Annotated in this window: 14 protein-coding genes and 2 tRNA genes; 7 read left to right on the forward strand and 9 right to left on the reverse strand. The window is 45.3% G+C overall.

Annotation, left to right across the window (positions count from 1 at the left end; all coding sequences use genetic code 11):
- Positions 1–9: 9 nt before the first annotated feature.
- Both HUF13_RS10900 and HUF13_RS10905 read right to left on the reverse strand, forming a co-directional pair.
- On the reverse strand, positions 10–543 hold the full coding sequence (locus tag HUF13_RS10900; protein ID WP_173475161.1) for a hypothetical protein: 534 nt from the start codon (positions 541–543) through the stop codon (positions 10–12).
- 302 nt (positions 544–845) lie between these two features.
- Entirely contained in the window at positions 846–1193 is a 348-nt protein-coding gene (locus HUF13_RS10905; RefSeq protein WP_173475162.1) for a hypothetical protein, read from the reverse strand.
- A gap of 173 nt (positions 1194–1366) precedes the next feature.
- On the opposite strand from HUF13_RS10905, the gene HUF13_RS10910 reads away from it, so the two are divergent.
- Positions 1367–2965: a GGDEF domain-containing protein gene (locus tag HUF13_RS10910; protein ID WP_173475163.1), complete on the forward strand. Its 1599-nt coding sequence runs from the start codon at positions 1367–1369 to the stop codon at positions 2963–2965.
- Positions 2966–3079: 114 nt separating this feature from the next.
- Here HUF13_RS10910 and HUF13_RS10915 read toward each other — a convergent pair.
- Positions 3080–3168 (reverse strand) — tRNA-Ser (locus HUF13_RS10915).
- A gap of 96 nt (positions 3169–3264) precedes the next feature.
- On the opposite strand from HUF13_RS10915, the gene HUF13_RS10920 reads away from it, so the two are divergent.
- The 4 genes from HUF13_RS10920 to HUF13_RS10935 all read left to right on the forward strand — a co-directional run bounded on the left by HUF13_RS10920 (position 3265) and on the right by HUF13_RS10935 (position 8512).
- Complete coding sequence (locus HUF13_RS10920) at positions 3265–6657, forward strand: transglycosylase domain-containing protein (RefSeq protein WP_173475164.1); 3393 nt, start codon at positions 3265–3267, stop codon at positions 6655–6657.
- 158 nt (positions 6658–6815) lie between these two features.
- Entirely contained in the window at positions 6816–7307 is a 492-nt protein-coding gene (locus HUF13_RS10925) for a hypothetical protein (RefSeq protein WP_173475165.1), read from the forward strand.
- A gap of 119 nt (positions 7308–7426) precedes the next feature.
- Positions 7427–7936, forward strand: coding sequence for a hypothetical protein (locus tag HUF13_RS10930; RefSeq protein WP_173475166.1), 510 nt, complete (start codon positions 7427–7429; stop codon positions 7934–7936).
- 33 nt (positions 7937–7969) lie between these two features.
- Positions 7970–8512: a hypothetical protein gene (locus tag HUF13_RS10935; protein WP_173475167.1), complete on the forward strand. Its 543-nt coding sequence runs from the start codon at positions 7970–7972 to the stop codon at positions 8510–8512.
- Here the strand turns inward: HUF13_RS10935 and HUF13_RS10940 are convergent.
- Together HUF13_RS10940 and HUF13_RS10945 are read right to left on the reverse strand one after the other, a co-directional pair.
- On the reverse strand, positions 8509–10365 hold the full coding sequence (locus HUF13_RS10940; protein WP_173475168.1) for a hypothetical protein: 1857 nt from the start codon (positions 10363–10365) through the stop codon (positions 8509–8511). The genes HUF13_RS10935 and HUF13_RS10940 overlap by 4 nt on opposite strands.
- Positions 10366–10468: 103 nt before the next feature.
- On the reverse strand, positions 10469–11383 hold the full coding sequence (locus HUF13_RS10945; RefSeq protein WP_173475169.1) for a ComEC/Rec2 family competence protein: 915 nt from the start codon (positions 11381–11383) through the stop codon (positions 10469–10471).
- 135 nt (positions 11384–11518) lie between these two features.
- On the opposite strand from HUF13_RS10945, the gene HUF13_RS10950 reads away from it, so the two are divergent.
- Both HUF13_RS10950 and HUF13_RS10955 read left to right on the forward strand, forming a co-directional pair.
- Positions 11519–11875 carry a hypothetical protein gene (locus HUF13_RS10950; protein WP_173469737.1) on the forward strand — a complete coding sequence of 119 codons (357 nt, stop codon included), beginning with the start codon at positions 11519–11521 and terminating at the stop codon, positions 11873–11875.
- A gap of 92 nt (positions 11876–11967) precedes the next feature.
- Positions 11968–12041, forward strand: a tRNA-His gene (locus HUF13_RS10955).
- A gap of 112 nt (positions 12042–12153) precedes the next feature.
- Here HUF13_RS10955 and HUF13_RS10960 read toward each other — a convergent pair.
- The 4 genes from HUF13_RS10960 to HUF13_RS10975 all read right to left on the reverse strand — a co-directional run bounded on the left by HUF13_RS10960 (position 12154) and on the right by HUF13_RS10975 (position 22509).
- Positions 12154–13989: a fibrobacter succinogenes major paralogous domain-containing protein gene (locus HUF13_RS10960; protein WP_304039096.1), complete on the reverse strand. Its 1836-nt coding sequence runs from the start codon at positions 13987–13989 to the stop codon at positions 12154–12156.
- Positions 13990–14102: 113 nt separating this feature from the next.
- Positions 14103–16196 carry a fibrobacter succinogenes major paralogous domain-containing protein gene (locus HUF13_RS10965; protein WP_173475171.1) on the reverse strand — a complete coding sequence of 698 codons (2094 nt, stop codon included), beginning with the start codon at positions 16194–16196 and terminating at the stop codon, positions 14103–14105.
- A gap of 1 nt (position 16197) precedes the next feature.
- On the reverse strand, positions 16198–17070 hold the full coding sequence (locus HUF13_RS10970) for a TIGR02147 family protein (RefSeq protein ID WP_173475172.1): 873 nt from the start codon (positions 17068–17070) through the stop codon (positions 16198–16200).
- Between the two features lie 207 nt (positions 17071–17277).
- The gene (locus tag HUF13_RS10975) at positions 17278–22509 is read right to left on the reverse strand and encodes a GLUG motif-containing protein (RefSeq protein ID WP_173475173.1); all 5232 of its coding nucleotides are present in this window, start codon (positions 22507–22509) and stop codon (positions 17278–17280) included.
- Positions 22510–22533 lie beyond the last annotated feature (24 nt).

A 22533-nucleotide genomic window follows, 5' to 3' on the forward strand; every position in this document is an offset into this window, starting at 1 on the left:
AACCATCCGCTATTCTAGCAAGTCATAATAAAATCTATCCGTAGACTTTTTAATGCACAAGACAACGGCATCATCGAAATTCCCGATATCATTTTCATTTTTCGAAAACAGCAATGGCTTGCCTTTTGAATTTGTCATCGTCTGGAATACATAAAAACCATCTTCTTCGCCATTTCTATAAAGCACGAAATTCACCGGTTTAAAGTCGTATGGAGTCTTGTCTTCTTTTCGCATAAACAAGCGAATTTTCAACGAGTCTCTATCGGTCATGGAACTCTTAATCACATAAGCCTTGATGACCCTCGACAATCGGCTATTTATAAGCGTTGATCTTTCCGTAGCAGAAGGAATCGAATCCATCAATGGTATTCTAGGGGATAAGGGTTTAACAAATCCATTTTCGCGAAGTTCACCATATACAATACCGGAGAACGTCAAAGGAACGGATTCTGTCAGCAAAACTTTTTCACCAGAATTTTTATCCGAGCATGCAACGCAGAAAAAAACATATAAAGACAACACTACAGTTTTCAAGATATTCATATAAACACCTCCCAAATTGATTTTATAAAAGCAACCTACAAAATCAAACTCAAGAGAAGCGGCATTCTAAATGAATTAGTGTGTAAAATTAAATTGTATTTTTTTCGTTTTACAAGATGCAAAAAAAGTCGGCGGGGCCGACTTGTGCGTTAAAGAATGTGACTGGATCCCATCGCAAATGTAGATACTAGAAATTATGGATCCCCTACGCTACGCTCCGAGGATGACAAGATGCATGGATTGCTTCCACCACGCTTTGCTCGTGGCAGGCTTGCTATGCTCCTCGCAATGACGTTCGCCAGTTACTTTTTGCCTGCGAGTTCTTCTTCGAGTTTCTTGTTGCGGCTATCCTGCATTTCGCAAACATTCTTGAGGTTATTGATCTCGGCGTTCTGCTTTGCCACTTGCTCCTTGAGATCTTCACACTTGGCAGCAAAGGTTTGCTCGGATTCAATGCGGCTGTTCAGCTCTTTGCGGAGACTATCTACAGAATTGCGGAGCTTTTCAACAGCATCATCGGCATCTTTCAAAACCGGATTATCGCAAGCTTCGTTTTCTTCACAAGAACTGCACTTAAAAAACTTCTTTGTAACCGCAACCGTCGCAGCTGCACCGAGAATGGCACCGACCAAAAAGCTATTCGTTTTCATGGTCAAACTCCTTTTTTTACATATCCGTCTAATAATATCCATAAAAAAAGAGCAAAAGTCAAGAAGATTTTTCGCCCAAAACGTCAAAATAGCGACAAAAGCCTCAAAAACAGTCTAAAGTTGCAAAGCATTTTTTAAATTCTTATATTGCGTACAGTTTTTTACTAAGATTTATGGCAAATCCACTTTATTCAGTTCTTTCGTTTACTTGCGCTCTGGTGCTGCTGATTTTCATGAATCAGTTCAAGATTGTATTGGACAAAAGCGAAAAAACAGACAAAGACTTTTCACGTCTTTCAAACTGGGTGACTTTTTTTTGCATCCAAGACGGAATTTGGGGCATTTTCAGCAGTGGAACAATCCTCAATCCTTACTACTTTTTCATTTCATCATCTATTTCCCATGCAGCCGCGGCCATACTGGCCTACATTTGGTTAAGTTACATCCTCAACTTTATCAACATCGAGCGCGACAAAGCAATCCCAGCCAAGGTACTTTCAATTCTGCTAGTCATTTTCCAGATCGTATTACTTGTCATAAATTACGAATCCAGATTTATTTTTGACATCTCGAACGATGGCGTTTACGTCGCCCGCTTAGGCAAGAATCTTCTCTACTACAGCCAATACTTCACGTTCTTCGTCATCGGGCTTTTTACAGCATACAGAACCACACACGCCACAAATGCCGGAGACTGGCGCCATTACGCTACAGGATTTTTATTTATTCTTGCGCCGGTCCTTTGTGGCCTGCTCCAAAAGGTGTACCCGCTAGCGCCCTGCAATTCCATCGGATCGATGCTCGGGTGCTGCACAATCTATGCGTTCTTCATCTCAAAGATTAGCAGAAACAGAGACCTTTCGCAAAAGGCGGTTATCATTTCAGGGCTTTCCGCCGATTACGACTTGGTCGTGTACGTAAACATCACCAAAAAGTTCGCAACATACTTTCAGGTCAGCGAAAAATTCGCTCCGCTCCTTTGGGAAGGCCGCAACGCCTCAAGCCTACAAAGTTTCGACAATTTCATGAAACGAATTTACGTGCCCAATGAATATTGTGAATTTATCGAAAACTCAACTATCGAAAAGTGCGCCGAGATTTTGCAATCCGCCCCTTACTATACGATTCCGTTTCTTGCCAATATAGACGAGCAAATCGAGCATTGCCGCTTAAAAATTGCAAGCGATAAAAGCAACTCAGAAGCGTTTATTATAGGAATCACCAGCGTAGAACAAGAATACCGCCTTATAGAAACGACTCAAAAGCTAAGGAAAGACCTACAGCAAACCCAAATCATAGCAAACCAAGATCCGCTCACAGGTATCGGGAGTGCTGCCGCGTTCAAGACTATGAGCATTCTTATAGACAAACAGATTAAAGCAGGGCGCAGCATCAAATTTGCAGTTATAGAATGCGACGTCAACAACCTGAAATACATCAACGACAACCTCGGGCACGACAAGGGGAATGAATATCTCCAAAACTGCTGCAAGGTTTTCAGTAACGTATTTAGCCAGAATTCAATATTCCGCATTGGCGGCGATGAATTTGTCATCGTCCTATATGATGCTCAATACGAAAAGCGTACTGAACTTTTCAAAAAGCTCAAGCTGTCGATAACCGACAATTCAAAATCACCAACGCAATGCGTTTCATTTGCAGCAGGAATGTCTGAATACAACAAAGAAACCGACAAGAGCATCAATGATGTTCTCAAGCGTGCCGACACGCTCATGTATCAAGACAAAATCAAGATGAAACAGGGGCGTTAAGATTCCCGCCTGCGCGGGAACGACAACTCACGAGATGGACTCCGCCCCAAAACAAGTCCGGGGACAATATAATGCACGAAAAAACCCCGAGTCGCATGACTCGGGGCTTTTCAGCGGGAAGAGCGAGATTCGAACTCGCGATAGGATTAAGTCCTATACGTCCTTAGCAGGGACGCGCCTTCGGCCAACTCGGCCATCTTCCCATCTTGGTTTTTACATAATGCGAGCCGTTTCGCAGGACGCAGCCCCAAAACTTTTATATTTTGTAAACCGTTATCAGTCAACAAGTTACGCAGAGCATGAATAAGTTCGTTAAAATTACAGTCGCTTTCTTTCTCGTAGCCCTTATTTGCTACATTCCCTTTTATATAGTCGTGTTCAAGATTCTCCCCGAACGCGATCCGGACAATCTTTTCAACCGTTCCACCATTTTGCAGGTACTCTCTGGCGAAACGCGCGTTTTCTATGAAGACGGCGAAAATCTGCTGGGAGCCTTCTTCGACGCCAACCACCGCGTGTACGTTCCCTATGGTGATATCCCGGTAAACCTCATCAACGCCCTTATCGCCGCCGAAGATTCCCGTTACTGGAGTCACAATGGCTACGACCTCAAGGGTTTTATGCGCGCCATGGTCAACAACATCAAGGCCAGGAGATTCGTCCAAGGCGGCTCCTCGCTCACGCAACAGGCGGTCAAGAACATTTTCGGTCGCGAAGAACGCAGCATCAAGGAAAAGCTCAAGGAATTTTTGAACGCGCTCCGCATGGAAAAGCATTTTTCCAAGGAAGACATCCTGGAATTTTATCTGAACCAGTTCCACGTTTCGGGCACGGGCAAGGGCGTTGCCATCGCCGCGCAATACTTCTTTAACAAGGAACTCAAGGATTTGACGCTTGCCGAATGCGCATTCATTGCAGGCTCCGTCAAGGGACCGTTCAACTACGATCCGTTCATCCAGCGCACCGAAGAACGCAAGCAAAAAGCAATCGAACGCGGAGAAACGCGACTCAAGTATGTGCTCGGACGCATGGTCGAAGAAGGCTACATCGAGCAAGCCGAAATGGACTCGGCGCTCACAAAACCGTTGGAATTTAACCACGGCAATTTCCGCTTTACAATGAGCACGACGCTCGAACGCTTGGAAGAACGCCTGGACAGCGACTTTTTCCACGATTTATTCAAGGAAGAAGGCATCGAAGACTGGCGCAAGGCCCAGCTCGAAATCACAACAACTTTGAACGCCAAATCGCAGGACGCGGCAAAACGCGCTTTACAGACAAACATCAGCAACCTGCAATTGCAACTGGGCGGTTTTGTACTCCCGAAGGCGCAATTCGCAAACCGCGCCCGCAACGCCCGCAAAGGCGATTACCTCTACGGCGCCGTGGATAGTGTTTTCTACGACTCCACGGGCAGGCTCCAATCGCTCAAGCTCAACTTCGGGCAGCTCAAAGGCATTGTCACAGAGCAAGCGGTCAACGATTTTGCAAAACTCGCCGGCGGCGACGTGAACAAGATTCTCGCCACCCAGCTCAAGCCGGGCGCCATTCTCCTCGTGAGCATTATCGACGAAACTCCAATCGACGGTTACGCCCCGTGCAAAATTGAAACGGAACCGGTACTGCAAGGCGCTCTAGTCGCTATCCAAAACGGCAAGGTGCTCGCCAGCCAAGGCGGATTCCACAACACCGGATTCGACCGTAGCTTCAAGGCACTCCGCCAGCTCGGTTCTAGCTGGAAGCCCATTCTTTACGCACTTGCACTCAAGTACCACTGGAACTACCTCGACAATCTCGAAAACGAATTCAACGTTTTCCAATACGGCAACCAGTTCTACTTCCCGCGCCCGGACCACAAGAACAAGGGTGATGTCGTAAGCATCGCCTGGGCCGCCACGCGCTCCGAAAACATTGCAAGTATTTGGCTTTTAGAACATCTTTTAGACAAACTCTCGGACAAGGAATTTGAAGATGTCGCACGCCAAAACGGTTTTGCACGTGAACCGGGTGAAGAACGCATCCGATTCGTCGAACGTCTGCGCGATAAATCGGGACTCATGATGAAGGAAGAAGTCAAGCGCGAAATCGAATTTACGAAGGCACGCGATGCACTTGTAGAACGTTATATGAACGACGGCAAGATTTTGCAAGCTCGCGCCGTGCAGAATTTGCGCTACGGCATGTTCAACGATATCGGGCTAAAACAAGCAAAGAGAGACCCGAAGGTTACAAAGTACGTCAACCACAACTTCAAACGTTATTCCGAAATTTGGCGCGCTCGTGAAATTCAGGAGCTCGACCCGGATGAATCCGCAAACTTGCAGCCGCTCGATTCCGTACAGCTTATAGACAACTTCACTCTCGCTGACTTTAAGCGCTTGAACGCCATGATCGAACCCGTCGATAGCGATGCCGATTACTACGATATGGCGCACCTACGCTATTGGCCGGATTACCGCCGCGCACTCTCGATGGCCGACTACGCACGTTTTGCAAACGAAATCGGTATCCGTCAGAAATTGCAGAAAGTGTTCAGCATGCCGCTTGGCGTGAACGACATTACACTTGCCGAAATCAGTACCGCCTACCAAACCATCCTCACGGGAAAAATTTTCAAGTGCAAGGACGCCGATTGGACAGAACCGTGCTTTATCAAAGAAATCCGCAACCGCGATGGGCGCGTTATCTTTAGAAATAAAATGGAATCCAGAAAAGTGCTTGACGACACTGTAACGACTCAGGTGGGCGTAATGCTCCGCTCCGTATTTACAAACGGTACAGCGCACAGCCAGCTCAAAGCACTCAGCATCAAGAATCCCGAAGGCGCCGCCAAGCTCCGCTTCCCAGTGATGGGCAAGACGGGTACGACAAACGATTACAGGAACGTGGCGTTTTTGGGTGCACTCCCGACATACGTCAAGGAAAAGAACGGCATTGCATTGGATAGCGTTATCGCCATCGGAAGCTATGTGGGCTTTGACGACAACAAACCTTTGAAATCAGGACGCACACGTATTGCAGGCGCTTCGGGCGGTCTCCCGCAATGGGCTACATTTGCAAAAGAAGAAATGGACATTATCGGGCTCCCGAAAAAGATTGACTTCCTCGACATTTCGATGCTTGCCACAGGCGAAGTTCCGCTAATGCTAACAAACGAACGCGGAGAATTGACCGTAGATCCGATGACCGGTGAAGCGCTCGTGAATGGCGAAAAGGGCCGCCCGCTCCCATGGATTGATGTACCAGGATTCACGCCACCGCAAGTGCAGAAAATCGCCGCAGAGACAATTGCAAAATCTGGAATTGTCGTAAGCTTGCCGATGCCGCAAACAGAAACTGTTCCGGCAGAAAATGCACCGCACGGAACAACGCCTGATTCCGCAGCCGTTTCTGCACAAGGAACCACAACGTCTCAGCAAGCCATTCCGGCAGATGCAAGGCCAGTTTCAGAAGTCATGAAGGCAGATTCCTTGAAGAAAGCCGCAGAAGCAGCGAAGAACGTTCCTGCAGAAACGCAAACCCCGCAACCGAAGCCGGCCGCAACACAAGCGCCACAAACGGCAACGCCAGCAGTCAAGGAAATCCAGCCGCCCAAACCGCAGGCCGCCATGCCTAAGGACGATGATTGGGATTTACCGGAAAACTTCAACAGCAAAAACGCATTCGTTCCTATCGAAGTTGATACAGAATAGAATATTCGAAAGTATAGCGAAAACCCCATAAACGCATCAAAAAGGGCAAATAACAGAAAAAGTTAAGAAAAGCCACCCGTGACTCGAATCACGGGTGTTTTATTAAATTGCAATTCAACATATATATTTCAGGTTACCCATAGAATAGAGGTAACCCAATGAATTTTTTGAAGAATATCATTTTTATATTCTTACTAACAAGTTCACTTCTTTGCAGTGCCAACGCCGCACAAAATCATCAAGTTTCCTCTAAAGTCGAATCAAAGCTCGACAACATTGATTTTTATAAAAATTCCGTCGCCAATAAAACAACAGCCCAGCCTGAAGAAAAGGGAATTGTTCTTGGAAGCGAACTCACCGTTTTCGGGATTATGTGCCTCATGTCGGCAACAGCAAGCCCTACCGAAGCCAAAGACAAATCGAACAAGAAATCTGCAGAAAGCATTGGGGATGCCATGGGAAACGCTGTAGAAGCAGGCGCGCTGACTGTCATGGGAGTCATTTGCACACTCATCGGGTTACCTATTTTGATATACAATGGATATAAATACAGCCAAGCACAACAAGACCAAAAACAGGATGAACAAAAAATAACCCTCGAAAAAAGCAAGCCTCAAAAACAATTTGCGCAGTTCATTCCATCCTTATAAATCCGATAATAGTCCATTTCATCAAAAAGGCATATTCTTTTCTGTAGCATCGTTTTTCTCAAAAATAGATCTACTATTTCTGACATTACATATTTTTAACAAGAAAGGGGAGCATCATTATGATATTTTGCAAAAATACCATTTTCGCCTTTTTATTAATAGGGGCGCTTTTTTGTTACAGTCATGCGGAACTGTATCCGGACGAAGTAGTTCTTGATACCAACTACAACGAATCTTCTTCATCAAGTAAAACCGGCATAGTCATAGGAAGTGTCCTTACTGGCTTAGGTGTTGTTTTTTTCATCTCGGCCGCAGTTTATACTCCGGAAAAAGAAGAAAACACCTCCTTAAAAGACTGTTTAAACAACAATAGTTGCTCATTAGTGGGAGACTTAACCGTTCCTGTGCTCGGAGGAGCTAGTCTACTCTTTTTACTTATTGGAGTTCCCATACTAATATACAACATTGGCAAGAACTCTATTACACCAAACCATCCTCTAATGAACGAAGATTTTGTGTATTCTCCAGAGCGCTACAAGCCTCAAAAAAGTTCCGTACAAATAAAGTTCACCCCAACCGTGAATTTTATGAAATCTAGTGCAGGATTCAATGCGACTCTAAGATTCTAATAAACTTTCAAATTAAGAAGGAGGAGTAATAAAATGAATTGCTATAAAAACATCATTATCATGCTATTACTCATCGGTTCGTTATTTTGCAATACATTTGCTACAGAAAGCGAGCCTGATCCTCTTAAATCGGAGACAGAACTAAGCCAAAACAATTCCAAAACAGAGATTGATAGTATCGCCGTTTATGAATATTTAATTAGAGAATATAGTGAAGACGCTTCATACGCTCAAAATATTGTTGGCATGATTATTGGACTTCCTTTTACTATCGCAGGATCCGTAATTGTCATTGGCGGATTAGCCTTGATATCATCGGGCAACGCCTTAGCAGGAGTTATAGGAGTCATTGCAATTCTCATTTGTGCATCTCCAGCTCTTCTTATAGGAGCACCCATTCTTATATATAATTACAAAAAATATAAAGTTCACAAAAGAAACGCCGACAAACGAGACGAACTTCAAGAAGCATTAGAGCAATACAAGCAAAGGCAACACTCTATACAAGTTGTAATTACTCCTGTTACAAATTTAGAAAGTTCCAGCATTGGCTTAAATGCGACTTTAAGATTCTAATTAATGCCTGCAAGGATTGTCTTTTCAATTTCGAAAGCGCTAGGCTTGTCTTTAGGCGTAAGGCAGGGGCCGGTACCGTAGAGGTGGCGCATCATTTCAAATAACGTGTATTCGCGGTTAAAATAGCCAATGTCAGGATTTGGGCAAATTGTGACCGGTTCGAGAGTGCGAGCGGGCTGCGAGCCACGAGCAACGGCAACGAATTCCGGCTGGTAATGGAGCGAGGGATTTTTCTCTCGGATTTCTTCGCGACCCGCATTCCCGAGGAATCGGCAAATGCACTCGCGTTCTAAAGTTTCGCGACGGAGCGCATTGTACCTCTCATGAATTGTATGGATTCCGTCGGTCGCTACGCTCCCTCCAGAATGACAGCTCATTTGATTGCCAACAGGCGTAATATTAGTGCAATAAGAACTGTATGGATCCTCCTTCGGAGGATAACAGCAATTGTAACGTTTATCGAGGTCTGCCGCCTCTCCAGAATGGCAAATTGCGCGAAGTTCATCTTTTTCCAAAGTATCGATTTCGGCTAAGCGCTGCATCACGTACTCGCGGGAAGCCCGACACACGGGGTGATCAAAACCTGAAATTTTTTGGCAAAGGTAATGCTGACGGCACGGGAATCCCGGTTTCAATTCCGGCAATCCAGACTTTTCATTTTCAGGCGCAAAAAATTCTTCGACCTTTTTACGGCAAAGTTCTGCCGCAGTAGACGTTCGCAAATTCACAAACGGAATCCCAAGCGGAGACGCATGACTGATATAAACGTCTTCCGGCGTCGCAGCCGCAAGCATGCGGCGGGTGGCTTTGTCCATGCTTGTCGCTTGGGGCACGAGCAAGAACGGAGTTCCAACGCCCACGCCATCAATCCCAAGCGACATGATTTTCTCGATATCCTCGGGGGTGCAAAGCCCACCCTGCGCGGTAATCCGCGCAGGCGCCGTCGGCGGAACAATTCCCTGAACCGGCGCATTCGAATTAACAAACTGCGCGGCAGTTCCACCCGCAGAAAAAATCACATTTTCAGCAGACTGCGCAAACTTCGCAATCATAGCACGCGTTGTTTCGAAAAGTTCCTTGCGCTTTTCAACAAATTCTCGAACAACATCAAGCAGCAACTTTTTCGATTCAAAGAACGCATGGCCACCGCAGTTCACGCCCGATTCAATGCGGTATTCGTAAACTTCTAAACCCTTCTTCGCCAAATAGCGCCCTTGCACAAGCGCCGAGCGGTAATCCGAAACTTTCAGAATAATCTTCTTCGTTGGCGCTTTATCACGAGTTCTATAAAAATCCTTATACTTAGCGATTTCTTCGAACACCGCCAAGTTCACGCCCGCACTCAACACAAGCGATCCCTTGACCTTCGAAGCAGCAAAGCCGCGCACAGCATCAAACGCCGCTTCATCGTGATTGAGGCTCACCATGATGTTTGCCTGGATTTCGCCTGGTTCCATTTTTTCGGTAAGCGCCGCCTCAGCCGCAATCCGAGCAAGTCCCGTCTTTGCAAAAATGCCGTCATACTCTACGCGGAGCCTTGAATCTAACGGCAACATCAAAAAATAAAGGTCCTTGTCGCTACCGCCATCAAAACGTTCCGCACAAAGTCTCGTAAACTTGCGGTCCACTTCGTCCGCCACAAAATCCAAATACGAACGAATGCGCCCAATGCGAGTCGTCTGCGGAGAGCCCAAGTCAAGGCCCAGGCGTTCTGCATAAGCCATGCGGTATTCTTCGAGAAGTCCATCGTCCACAAGCGAAATCACGGAGGTAATGCCCAAATGCGCCACGCGAATCGGCGTATCTGCCGTATAGCAAATCCCCATGACCGGGATGTGAATTTCGTGAACCATGACCCTCGAAAACCTCGCGAATACCCAAAATGCGATGGACAATATAAAAAAGAACTTAGAACTTAGAGCTTAGAACTTAGAGAAAATATCTAAGTTCTGCCAACTACGGCGAAGCCGGTACAACCACGCCCATGCTAGGGTAGATTTCAAAGCTAATGGAGCCATGCAAATCCGTGCGGTAAAGTTTCGTCGAGTCTTCTAGCACAACGTTCAATTTACGAACAACAGATGGTGCCGGGTGCCCATAGCGGTTCCCCGCTCCAACGCTTACAAAAGCGTACTTCGGAGACACTTGCGATAAAAATTTTAGCGTGTTGCTCCCCGCCGATCCATGATGCCCCACCTGCAAAAGTTCCGCCGAGAGCGTCGGGTTCATCTCAAGTAGTAGCCGTTCCCCCACCGAATCCAAGTCGCCCGTCAACAGCAACTTGCCAACGCCCAATCGTCCAAGAAACACCACGCTCGCCCGATTCTCGCCAACTCGCGTGTATCGCGTTGGCCATAGCACATCAAACCGCGGGCATTCATCAAGCGCGCATCCCGCCCCTGCAACAACATCCCCGCCAGCAGTCATGCCGTTAACCCCCTCCCCAAAACTAACGCTCTCGCCTCGCAATAGCGTATCCACAAACGTCCCAAGCGTTCTCGCTACCCGCAACACGCTATCGCAAAAGAAACTGCAAGCAGTATCCGGCCCCACATAAAGCCGCCGCACAAAAACGCCCCGTCCGGGGAGTTCCATAAACCCGCCAATATGGTCCCGATGGAAATGGCTCAGCACCACCCAATCCAGCGTATCTACCCCGCGCGCCACAAGCGAATCCACCACACCGACCGAATCTGGCCCGAAATCGTACATTGCATACCGCCCGTTCCACTCCAAAAGCACGGCAAGCCCCTGCCCCACATCAATCGCCGTAAGACGCATCGGCGCCTCCTCCGCTGCCGTTTCGCTCACGTACATGCAGCCGCCAATAATCGCCGACAACGCCACCACAAAAATCCACAAACGTTTCATAAACATTCCTTTTTTAAGATTCCTACTTATATAACACGTTTTTTTCATGGATTTGGCCTAAAACAGCCTTCATAAAATTCAACTTTTTTACAAAACCCCCGTTTTTTATTATCTTTACGGCCAATTGAGGTCACTATGCAATTACCTAAGTACAAAAAGAAGAAACGCATCAAGCTCAAAGTCTGCCAGGAACCCGGTTGCGGCCGCGAATTCTGGGGTCACCCGATTGCGAAGTATTGCGAACTGCACCGCGACATCAAGCAGCGCCAAAAGCAAAAGAAAGACATCGAGAACATCGAATCCAAGAACATCATCTTCCGTCACAACTACACGGAAGCCATGGACCTCGAATTCAAGTGCTGCCTCGATGGCTGTGACAAGACCTTCACGATCCGCATTTTCCCGAAGCAGTACGTGTACCCGCGCTTCTGCATGGAACACAGGAACGACTTTAAGCGTGCCAACTTCCTCAGAATTATGCAGAAAAAGTAGTCGCTACGCACTAAAAACAAATTTTTTAGAAAAAAGTTGCTGCCATCCCTTGAAATTTGGGATGGCTTTTTTATATTTGGTCTCGCTACATGGTGGATGTAGCTCAATTGGTTAGAGTCCCAGATTGTGATTCTGGATGTTGCCGGTTCGAGTCCGGTCATCCACCCGCAAAAGTCCCGCGATTATTCGCGGGATTTTTTTGTTTTTTACAGTACCGAAGAAAAAGGCCCGCAACACAATTACGGGGCCTTAGTCTTTTGAGGTGCAAAGTTCGAGATCTAGTTTTTCACGCAACGGACATTTTGACCGTTATACTTGCTACCGCGATACATGTACGCCTTGGTATAGATGTTGTTCATATTCATGTATTCGGCTTCATATTCCGTATATTCGCTGGTGCTCCAGAAGTAATTATCAGTGGAGACCTTTTGATATGATCCTGATTCAAGTCTTCTGCCGACCGGTAGCGCCGTAAACCCATAAGCATCAATGCCGCGACCTTCCGCAGAAGGGCCCCATCCACTCAACGATTTGAGATTCCGGCCTGCAATTTCGCTATTGCCCAAGGCGACAATCAATTTTCCCAATTCATGTCGCGTCGGCAAGTGCCAACCATCCGGGCAAATTCCCTGCACACTGCGTGCCAGCCCGCACTCTTTGCCATAGCCACACACCAACGGATTAGCCGTATCCGCAGCAAGTGCCGCTGAATCGATTGCAGCCATCCATGTGTAATAGCGCCCCGAAACCTTGCAATACTTTTCATCATCATGGTAGCACCAACTTTGTTTCTTCAAGATTGGCATCTGGGCAGTATCGGCATAGTTCAAATTTTCGGCCATCCACACTTGAGAATAGTCCTTTCCCTCAGGCGCAATTTTCACGATTCTATACACCTGTTTATCGCGCGGGTCAATCATCGTGTCGTATTTAATATTTGGATTAAAGTAATCTTCCTTGGGGATATCCCAGTCCCAATTTTTCGAAGCAATCAAGCTACTGCTAGATTTGGCTTCACTGCTGCTTGAAACGGCAGAACTGCTGCTGGACTTCGCGGAACTGCTACTCGATTTTGCAGAGCTACTGCTGGACTTCGCAGAGCTACTGGACGACGCCGCAACAGGTTCGCCCTTCACGCAACGGACACTTTGTCCATAATACTTGTAATTCTGGTATATATAAAATTTGGTGTAAATGTTGTTTATATTCGAATATCGGGCATAATCGGCACTCTGTTCGGTGGAACTCCAGTAATAAACATCCGAGCCCACCTTTTCCCAACGAGTAGCAGAAATCCTTCTTCCAGTCGGGAGCGCCGTAAAGCCATATTTATCCGTACCGTTGTTGTCAGCCGTTCCGGCGTAGTTCCACCCGGTCAAAGCCTTGAGAGAATCGCCAGCTACACCAGCATTTCCTAACGCCACGCTCAACTTGCCCCATTCATCGATTGTCGGCAAATGCCAGCCATCCGGACAAATTCCCTGGATACCATGATTAAGTGCACATATCCTGCCATAACCGCAATTTAACGGTTCCTTCGGATCATTTGCCAAAGCAACTGAGTCAATTGCAGCTGCCCAGGTGTAATAACGGCCACCCACCTTGCAGTTTTTTTCATCATCGTTGTAGCACCAGTTGCTGCCCTTCAAGCTTGGCGTCTTGACACTATCGGCATAGTTGAGATTTTCTGCCATCCAGACTTGAGAATAGTTTTTGCCTTCAGGTGCAATCTTCACGATTTTATACACGTGATTATCACGCGGGTCAATCATCGTGTCATACTTGATTTCGGGATTCAAGCGAGCGGACTGCGGCACGTCCCAGCTCCATTCTTTAGGGATAGCCGAACTAGACGACTTTGCATCATCACGCAAAGCAGACGAAGACGATGTGGACTTCACACTACTACTCGACATTCCGACTTCCTTGCCGGAATCCTTCTTGCTGCTGCTCGATTTAGACAAGCTAAATTCCGATTTCATGGAGCTGCTAGATTCTATTTCCGAGCTGGACGAAACATCGTCTGCACCCGTCACCCCCTCAATTTCAAGTTCAGCGCACGCCCAAAACAACGACGTACACGAGACAACTGTCAGTAATTTATTCCATTTCATAGATTTCTCCTTTTTTTGAAAAATGTTCCCCTTAGCGAATGACAAATCCGCCATTCGCCATATTAATTTCAAAACTTATTCAAGCTATTTTAAAGAGCGCTACATTTGCTTCGCTAGTCTTTTACGCAACGAACACTCTGTCCATAATATTTTGCGCCTTGATACAGATAGAATTTGGTGTAGATGTTATTCATGTTCGAATATTGCGCTTCATTCGCACTATATTCTTGGGAACTCCAATAATAAACATCAGAACCAATATTACTCCAGCTAGTATCAGAGACTCTTCTTCCAGTCGGGAGTGCCGTAAACCCATAGGCATCCACGCCGTTATTATTTTCCGTCCCGGCATAATCCCAACCGGTCAGCGCCTTGAGGCTATCACCGGACACGCCCGCATTCCCTAAGTAAACGCTCAACCAGCCCCATTCATCACGGTTCGGCAAGTGCCAACCGTCGGGACAAATTCCCTGTATGCGTTGTTCGCCAATTTCGCACGTTTTGCCATATCCGCAATCTAAAGGAGCAACCGTATCAGAGGCAAGCGCAACCGAGTCAATCGCCGCCGCCCAAGTGTAATAGCGGCCGCTCACCTCACAATATTTTGCACTGTCGCGATAGCACCAGCTTTTACCCTTCAAGCTCGGAGTCTTGACGCTATCATCATAGTTCAAATTCTCTGCCATCCAGACCTTCGAATAATCCCTTTCCTTCACTTCGATTTTTACCACTCTGTACACACGCTTGTCGCGCGGATCCACCATTGAATCGTACTTGATATTCGGATTAAAGCGAGCAGCCAAAGGCACATCCCAGCTCCATTCCTTCGTCACAACATAGCCCTTCACGCAGCGGACGGACATTCCATCATCCCTGTAGTAGTCAACTTCATCCGCTTCGTCGTTTTGGTATTTCAAGAATATGTAGTACGAGCGATTTTTTCCGTACTCTGTAGAACTCCAGAAATACGCACCACCATCACCACCATAGAAACTTTCATTGGTACTCCTGCCACCAGCAGGCAACGCAGTAAACGAGTAATCATCCGTGCCGTTGCCGTCTTTTATCCAGCCGCTGGCTGACTTGAGTTTCTTGCCCGCTGTAGATTGTCCGCCGACCGTAGTGAACAATGTTTCAAATTCATCTATTGTCGGCAAGTGCCAGCCTTCAGGGCATGCTTTATTCGCAGCAGCCCATGAGTAAAGGCGACCGTACTTTGTACAATATTCAGCGGAATCATTATAGCAGTAACTAGAGTCTGTTTCAAAGTTCAGGTTTTCCGCCATCCACACCTGATTACCGATCTTGACCGTCTTGTATGTCTGACCGTCGCGGGCATCCGTCATTACATTCGAGTCATTAGTTGACGAATCGCCCACAAACTTTTCTACGACCTTTTCAAAATCGGGAATTTCGTTTGCGAATCCCCAATTTTCCATATTCTTGCGAATTGAATCCATCACATCCGTCGCCACAGCATCTGCAATCCAGTCGGCAATCGCTGTTTTCGTATCGGAGTCGTCCCACTCGCCACTTTTAGCAAAGGAATCGCTGAACTTATCCAGACGTTCCGCAAGCGTTTTCACATCGACATCGCCTTGCATCAACACACTTATAGCAAGGAGCGTCGCATCTGCATCGCTTGTTCCAAAAATATCCAAGCTTTCAAACTCCGTCGATTCGCCCGCCATGCCAAACGCAGCAAGTACATCGTTTTCAGCCAATTCCTTCGCCTTGTCGAAAGCCTCGCCCTTTTCTGCGACATAGTACATCACGCGCTCGTATTCCAGGTTCGTAAGCAAGTTGACATTCACATACGTACGGTCCTTGAGATTCGTCAACGCACGGAGCGTCAATTTATCCGAGACCTTCTTCCCTGTCATTTCACTACGGTATTCACCAGTGACTTCAACAACAGCACAAGTCGTCGACAAGTTCACATTATTAACAACAAATTCACCCATATTGTTTTTGACAGAACCCTCAAAAATTTCATCCGTGAATTCCATCGTCTTGCAGTCAATTCCCCGTACCGTCACTTCAGAACCCTTAGCAAACGGACCCTTCTGCGCCACGCCAGCCACATTCAGGTCAGCAATGATGCCTGCATCATCCGAAGAACCGCCCGCGACTTTGTCATCGGAGCATGCCGAAAACATCGACACAATGGCAAACACCAACGCGAAAGTAAAAACATCCCTAAACATTCTAGGCTCTTTTCTTTTCATTTCCCTCTTCCTTATTTTTTAAAGTCTTGTTTGCAACTTCCAGATTTTCGCTTATCGGAAACAGTTGCAAGTTCAAACGGTACACACGCTGCGTTTCGTTACTTTCCGTAGCAATCGCAATAATGCGGCGGCGAAATTCCAAAAGTTCCTTCTTGATTCGTTCGTAAGAATCTTGCGTCAGTCCAACTACAACTCCCGACATAGAGCGTTCCGCAAGCGGCAAGTCCAATGCCTTCACGGCAAGCTCGCCCATTTGGCGCTGCAAATCTTTTGCAGCAATCGGCACCGCATCCACGGAGCCCATCGATATGGACTTATCCGTCTGCACATAATTTCCATTACGGTCTTTTTTCAGGAGGTTCGCATCTTCCAAAAAATCAAGCGTCTCAACGGCTTCCGCTGTAGAAATTTTCGGCTTGCACGCACGCGCCATTTCGGCAGGTCTTGCACCAGGCATATGCGGAGCGAGTTCACGGAGCAACGGATTTTTCCAGGACTTGTAGTAGTCAAATTCTTCGCCACCGAGCACACGAACCTTATGAGCCCTCGCCAACGCACAGCGTTTTTCGAACGCTACCATTTTCGCCTCGTCCCCTTTGGCATGGGCGTACGTTACCATCAAAACAAAATATGTCTTTTCAAATCCGGCAAGTCCCATGGCGTTCGCAACTGAACTTGCGGCACTGATGCTCAGATTCTTTTTTCCTTCAGCAACATACTTCAGAAAAATTGCCGATGCAAAACCGGCATTCTGAGCAAACTCACGCCAAGTAAAAGCGGATTCGCGTTTGCGTTCATCATAGTAATCCTGAATGAACTTGCGATAATCTGTATATTCAACAATCGCCTTCATGATTACAAATATAGCTTTTCAATATTATTAGAATACAAAAATTGCCGTTTTCAGCATAATTTTTACGTTTTTAGCCATTTTTAAACTAATTTCACAAAATTCTAGAACACAAGATGTGTCCCTGGGACACAAAAAAAGACCCGCAACCAAGTGCGGGCCTATGATATCGTCAATCAAATAAAACTTTTAAAATCTATTCTGCTATCATCATTTGAGCAGCACAGTTTTTTCGACAGCCTTGCCGCCAACCTGCAAAAATCCGATGTAACGCCCGCGAGCAATTTCCGCAGCATCGAGCGTTTCGAAGTAGCCACCCGCAGCACGACGGCCAAGGTCGAACGCCCGCACAACACGTCCCTGCATATCGACGAGCGAGAACTTTACATTACCCGATTTCGGCAATTCGTAGCGAAGCGACACAAGATTTCCATTGAAAGCAACATTAAAACGACCGCGAGATTTCTGTGCAATCAATTTTACGGAGCCATTCAAAGTAAGCTTTGTCTGCGCAGCATCACTCCAAAGAGTATCGCCCGCAAATACAATCCCCACGCGATAATCAATATTGAAGTTCCCTGAAGCGACAGCCCCTGCCTTTTCCAGCGAATCAAGGCGTTTTTCGCTCGTTGAGTCGAACTTGACAACCAAAGTATAAGATGGATCGAAGACAATCGCATTTTTCTGCAAATCAGCACGAACCGCACTAACCTTAAACTTATCTGCATCGTACTTCAAGTCAACTTTACCTGCATAAAACACGTTTGGCAAACCGCGCAACATCGGATAAGTAATTCCTTCCTTAATATCCCAAATTGATTCAAAGTCAAACCCAGTAAAATTATTTTTCGTTCTTATTCCGATAGAATCAAGAGCTTGGCCATAATATTTTTCATCTTCGATATAACAAAATTTTGAAGATGTTTCGAAAAATACGTTTTCAAACGTTTTTGAATCATTCAGGGCGTGATAATTAAATTGACAGGAGTTGCTAGCAATAAAGCTATTCTTGATACCATCCTTCTCATTTTCAGGTCTATTGGTATAAACAAAATATTGCACCCCTATAGCATAGCAATTTTCAATGGATTTATTGTTTTGATTGACAAAAACATCGTTTTCATGTCCAATGATATAAGCTCTATCAATAGTCCCATAGTTTTCGTAAACCAAAGCTTCTGTTGAATCAATCATAGCGAACGATTTTATAATAGTCCCCTTGTTGGTATCCACTAAGCCGCTTCTTCTCCCTCCATGGAAAATAAAGGCTCCCGTAGTATGGCAGTTTTCTATAACGCCGTTATTTTTGTAAACAAGGGCTGCACCACTTATGGAACCTTTAGCAACAGTAGTCGAACTGTTCACGATAGTTCCATTATTCTCGAAAACAAGACCCGCTCTTTCTATAGGGCCTTTTACATGGACCGCATTAACAAGGCCATAATTTTTTTGAGCAAGTATCCCAGATACGCGAGAACTGTCCGTAAGCACAATGCTCAAGCTGTCAACTTTCGCTTCTTCGCCAATCGTTCTGAACAGTCCCACATTACCCATATGCAAATTCTTTATCGAATAGCCATTTCCATGGAACACGCCCGTAAAAGTCGATTCCCCATCACGATCGTACAAAGCTCCAAACAGCTTATAACAATTATCTCGATAAACACCAATAGTCGCAAATCCATGCCACACAGAGCACCGAGAAGACCCATCTGCATAATGTATATAATACTCTTCATTTAGCGATGCAGACGCATCAATGTCATTTGCAAGGCTATAGATTGCAGACATTTTATATTTTCCATAACCAATAACCTTTAAATCATCGTATGTTTTAACAAGGAATGGATCCTTTTCTGTACCAGAGCCTTTCATTTCATATTTTAATTCACGCTCACCATCTCGTACAGGACGGACATCTGTACCAGCCCAAATAAGTCGTGGATAATAATCTGCATCTTTTTTTGTCCATACATTTTCAAAATCCCAGTCCTTATACGAGGAAACATCCAGCATTTCTGCGGTAGTCAAAGCTTTACCAACAGAACTTTGATTATACTGCCAAACTTCCTTATCGTAATAAACAGAAGTAAAAGTGGAGCCCGAACTAGAACCAACTAGATTTCCCGTTTTAGAATTCCCCTGTACATGACTAATAGCATAAAGGTTTTTATATGTAGATGCAGAATCTATTCCAGAAAAACCTCCAACATAAGATTCGCCTGTCACCGTTGCCATAGCAATATCATTCATATATGAAGCTTTTTGAGATTCTCCAGCAACTGCCCCTACATATTTTTCGCCTATAGCATTTCCATCCGCAATAACTAGACTTGCGGAGCCACCCTTTTTGGAACCAAAAAGCATCCCAACATAACTATTTCCTTGAATCGTAGAATTAAAAATCCACACACGTTCAATCGAGGCTCCCTTGTCAACGCCAGCCAAACCGCCCGCATAGTTTTTGCCCTTGATAACCAAAGAATCCAACATCAAGCCCGTTACCTTGGCCGTCGGCGAAAGCGAACGGAAAAGGCCCACAGAATCTTCATCTGGACGATTGATATATAAGCCTGTAATCATTTTATTATCGCCTATAAAGACACCACTAAATTCAGGAATCGGTTCAAAGCCCTTGCATTCCGTTCCATCACTGTTGCAGTCTTCTCTCTCATTTTCCCATACATAAATATTATCTGTAAGTTTGTAATAAAGGTCTGTTTTGTACTCATACTTGCCAATATACTTGAGGTCATTGTAACGAGAAATAAGATACGGACTTTCTTCTGTACCTTCACCAAGCAAGACATTTACAGAACCATCATCAACAAACTTTCCGGGAAGCACCGCATCCGTCCCCTTGAAATAAGGATACGACTTGCCTTCCTGAATTGTCCATACGCCATTAAAATCAAAATTCTCGAACGAGGCCTGATGCAACATCTGCTCACTTGAAAGCACAGTTCCTTCAGTCACATTCCAATTATAGGCATGAACTATCTGCGTCAGGCCGCCATCATAATACAGATTTTCAAATATGCCATCGTGATTGTTGATATGATCCCCTATAACTCCATTTAGATTGTCTTTAGGACCTTTTAAGATACTTGCGGAATAAACGTTGTACACAGTATCACCTATCAGCAATCTAGCATTAGCTCCACCGATAGCGCCACCAACATCTTCATGGCCTTTGACTACACTCACAGCATACCCATCTTTAAGATAAGAGGCAAAACAGCCGATAAGGCCTCCAACATTCCTCGCCCCCTTGACAGAGCCCGTGCTACCCACCTTGAGAATGCTGTCTTTATATGCGGCACCAATAAGACCACCCACCTGATCATCCCCTTTAACATTGCCATCATACGAAACAACATTACTTATAAAAGATTTCTCTATTTGACCGCCAAGTACACCTGCATATTCCCCACCACTAACTTTTGAATTTTTGAAGACAAGATTTTTTATTGATGATTGACTTGCAAATCCGAAAAGCCCTGCATAAAATTGGTTTTGCGTATCGACAGTCAAACCTTCAATAACATGATTATTCCCTTCAAAGGTTCCCGTAAACGGTTTACGTTCTTCTCCTATAGGGGTAAAGTTTGAGGAAGAAGCATCGATATCTTCGACAAGTTCATAATTTGCAAACAACGGATGACTCATGAAATTGCCTATTTTTTTAAGATCATCAAAAGTTGCAATTTCAATATGGTTCGGCACCGCCATATAACTGATCGTTCCCCAAACTGTATCGGACTCATTGGCGTAACCGATTCTATAACTGTAATAAATGGAATCCTTCGCTTCGTTCAAACGAACAAGTTCCAGCCACTTACCAAACAGTTCGTAACCGACATCTTTTTCAGCGGCAACTATAGGTTTCTCTTGCCATTTCGCCGCTTTTGTGGGGACAGCGACAGCAATAATATTTGCGGTAGCCTTTGCATTTTTACCCAAGTTCGCCAAATAAGGATAAGACTCGCCTTCATCAATATTCCAAATGCCTAAAGTATCTCTTGTACCAAGCTCATAGAAATCGCACGTTTCATAAATATCAAATACAGTTCCTTCGTATTCTATTTTAAAATTGCATTTTGACATGTTTTCCCAGCCGACAAAACTGGACAAATGCTTCATGGCAGAATCCGAAAGCCCAATACCGACCTTGCTCGTATCAATTCCAGCCAAATCAACATTCCAATAGCAACTATTTACAGAATCACCCTCGCTAAAACCGCTGACATACAAATACGCAGTATCCCTATCATCGGGCAATTCAATCTTCCCGACAGAATAGCTCCCATAAATCGATCCCCAGTTACCGCCAGCAAAACCACCAATTTCCATATACTTGTTTCTCAACACCTTTACAGAGCCCGTAGCATACGAATATTCAATTTGTCCACCGCGAGAATTTTTACCGACCAAGCCACCAACAGTTTCATACCCCGTAACATTTCCCGTCGCGTAAGCTTCGGATATTTTAGCCTTATTCAATCCAACAAGCCCACCAATACATTCCGAAAAGTATCCCTGATTAAAGGACATGATATCAACAGAGGCATAGCTCAGCTCAACAAAGCCATCTTCATTCAACCCGACAAGGCCACCAATGTTCGACGCAGCCTTTTCAACCTCAGGAACAATAATCCCCATAGCATAGCTTTTAGTAATTGACGGGTAAACACGAGAATTACTTTCACCAACAAGACCACCTACATTCTTAGATTCATTATTAATCCCTACAAATATTTCAACATCGGCAAAACTTTCTTGAACATGACCTTCAAGGGTACCGATTAAACCACCCACATTTCTTCGACCTTGAACAACCCCTTCAAACGATGAGTTGCTAACAAATGATTTATTCGTTTCCAATTGACCAACAAGACCACCGACATAGCGCAAGCCTTCTACATGGCCATCCTTCACATGGACATTTGTAATTTGCCCCTTAGATAAGCCTACAACACCGCCAACATAATCCGAATGAGGAGCGTAATCCGTATCATATCCACCATACACTCTCAAATGTTCGAATTTTAGATTGGATAAAGAACCTTCCAATTGTGCAATAAAACCTACATAGTGAAGGCACGGTAGCCATATACGGAGATTCTTGATAACGTGATCCTGCCCGTCGATGCTCCCGGAAAATGGGATAATAACTGTCGAGTTTTGAACTTGACCAATGGCAATAAAACTATTGCACACATGACCGTTACAGTATTCATGCTCCGATGCCGATGCATCAATATCTTTTGTCACGATGTAATTTGACGAATAAAGATAGGCGTTCTTGCCAATAGATTTCAAATCTTCATAATCTTCAATTTGGAACGGCTTTGCTGTGGAGCCGTCACCTTTCATAATGCCGTTCGCGGCAAATGCCTGAACAGCAAATAAAGCTACTGCAGTTGCAAAAATCAACCTCATATTTTCACCATTCCTTCTCATTTT

Source organism: Fibrobacter succinogenes (assembly GCF_902779965.1).
GTDB lineage: Bacteria > Fibrobacterota > Fibrobacteria > Fibrobacterales > Fibrobacteraceae > Fibrobacter > Fibrobacter succinogenes_F.

Excerpts from the sequence above, each read along its gene's own strand:
- HUF13_RS10900 (WP_173475161.1), bottom strand. The coding sequence starts at position 543 with ATGAATATCTTGAAAACTGTAGTGTTGTCTTTATATGTTTTTTTCTGC.
- HUF13_RS10905 (WP_173475162.1), bottom strand. The coding sequence starts at position 1,193 with ATGAAAACGAATAGCTTTTTGGTCGGTGCCATTCTCGGTGCAGCTGCG.
- HUF13_RS10910 (WP_173475163.1), top strand. The coding sequence starts at position 1,367 with ATGGCAAATCCACTTTATTCAGTTCTTTCGTTTACTTGCGCTCTGGTG.
- HUF13_RS10920 (WP_173475164.1), top strand. The coding sequence starts at position 3,265 with ATGAATAAGTTCGTTAAAATTACAGTCGCTTTCTTTCTCGTAGCCCTT.
- HUF13_RS10925 (WP_173475165.1), top strand. The coding sequence starts at position 6,816 with ATGAATTTTTTGAAGAATATCATTTTTATATTCTTACTAACAAGTTCA.
- HUF13_RS10930 (WP_173475166.1), top strand. The coding sequence starts at position 7,427 with ATGATATTTTGCAAAAATACCATTTTCGCCTTTTTATTAATAGGGGCG.
- HUF13_RS10935 (WP_173475167.1), top strand. The coding sequence starts at position 7,970 with ATGAATTGCTATAAAAACATCATTATCATGCTATTACTCATCGGTTCG.
- HUF13_RS10940 (WP_173475168.1), bottom strand. The coding sequence starts at position 10,365 with ATGGTTCACGAAATTCACATCCCGGTCATGGGGATTTGCTATACGGCA.
- HUF13_RS10945 (WP_173475169.1), bottom strand. The coding sequence starts at position 11,383 with ATGAAACGTTTGTGGATTTTTGTGGTGGCGTTGTCGGCGATTATTGGC.
- HUF13_RS10950 (WP_173469737.1), top strand. The coding sequence starts at position 11,519 with ATGCAATTACCTAAGTACAAAAAGAAGAAACGCATCAAGCTCAAAGTC.
- HUF13_RS10960 (WP_304039096.1), bottom strand. The coding sequence starts at position 13,989 with ATGAAATGGAATAAATTACTGACAGTTGTCTCGTGTACGTCGTTGTTT.
- HUF13_RS10965 (WP_173475171.1), bottom strand. The coding sequence starts at position 16,196 with ATGTTTAGGGATGTTTTTACTTTCGCGTTGGTGTTTGCCATTGTGTCG.
- HUF13_RS10970 (WP_173475172.1), bottom strand. The coding sequence starts at position 17,070 with ATGAAGGCGATTGTTGAATATACAGATTATCGCAAGTTCATTCAGGAT.
- HUF13_RS10975 (WP_173475173.1), bottom strand. The coding sequence starts at position 22,509 with ATGAGGTTGATTTTTGCAACTGCAGTAGCTTTATTTGCTGTTCAGGCA.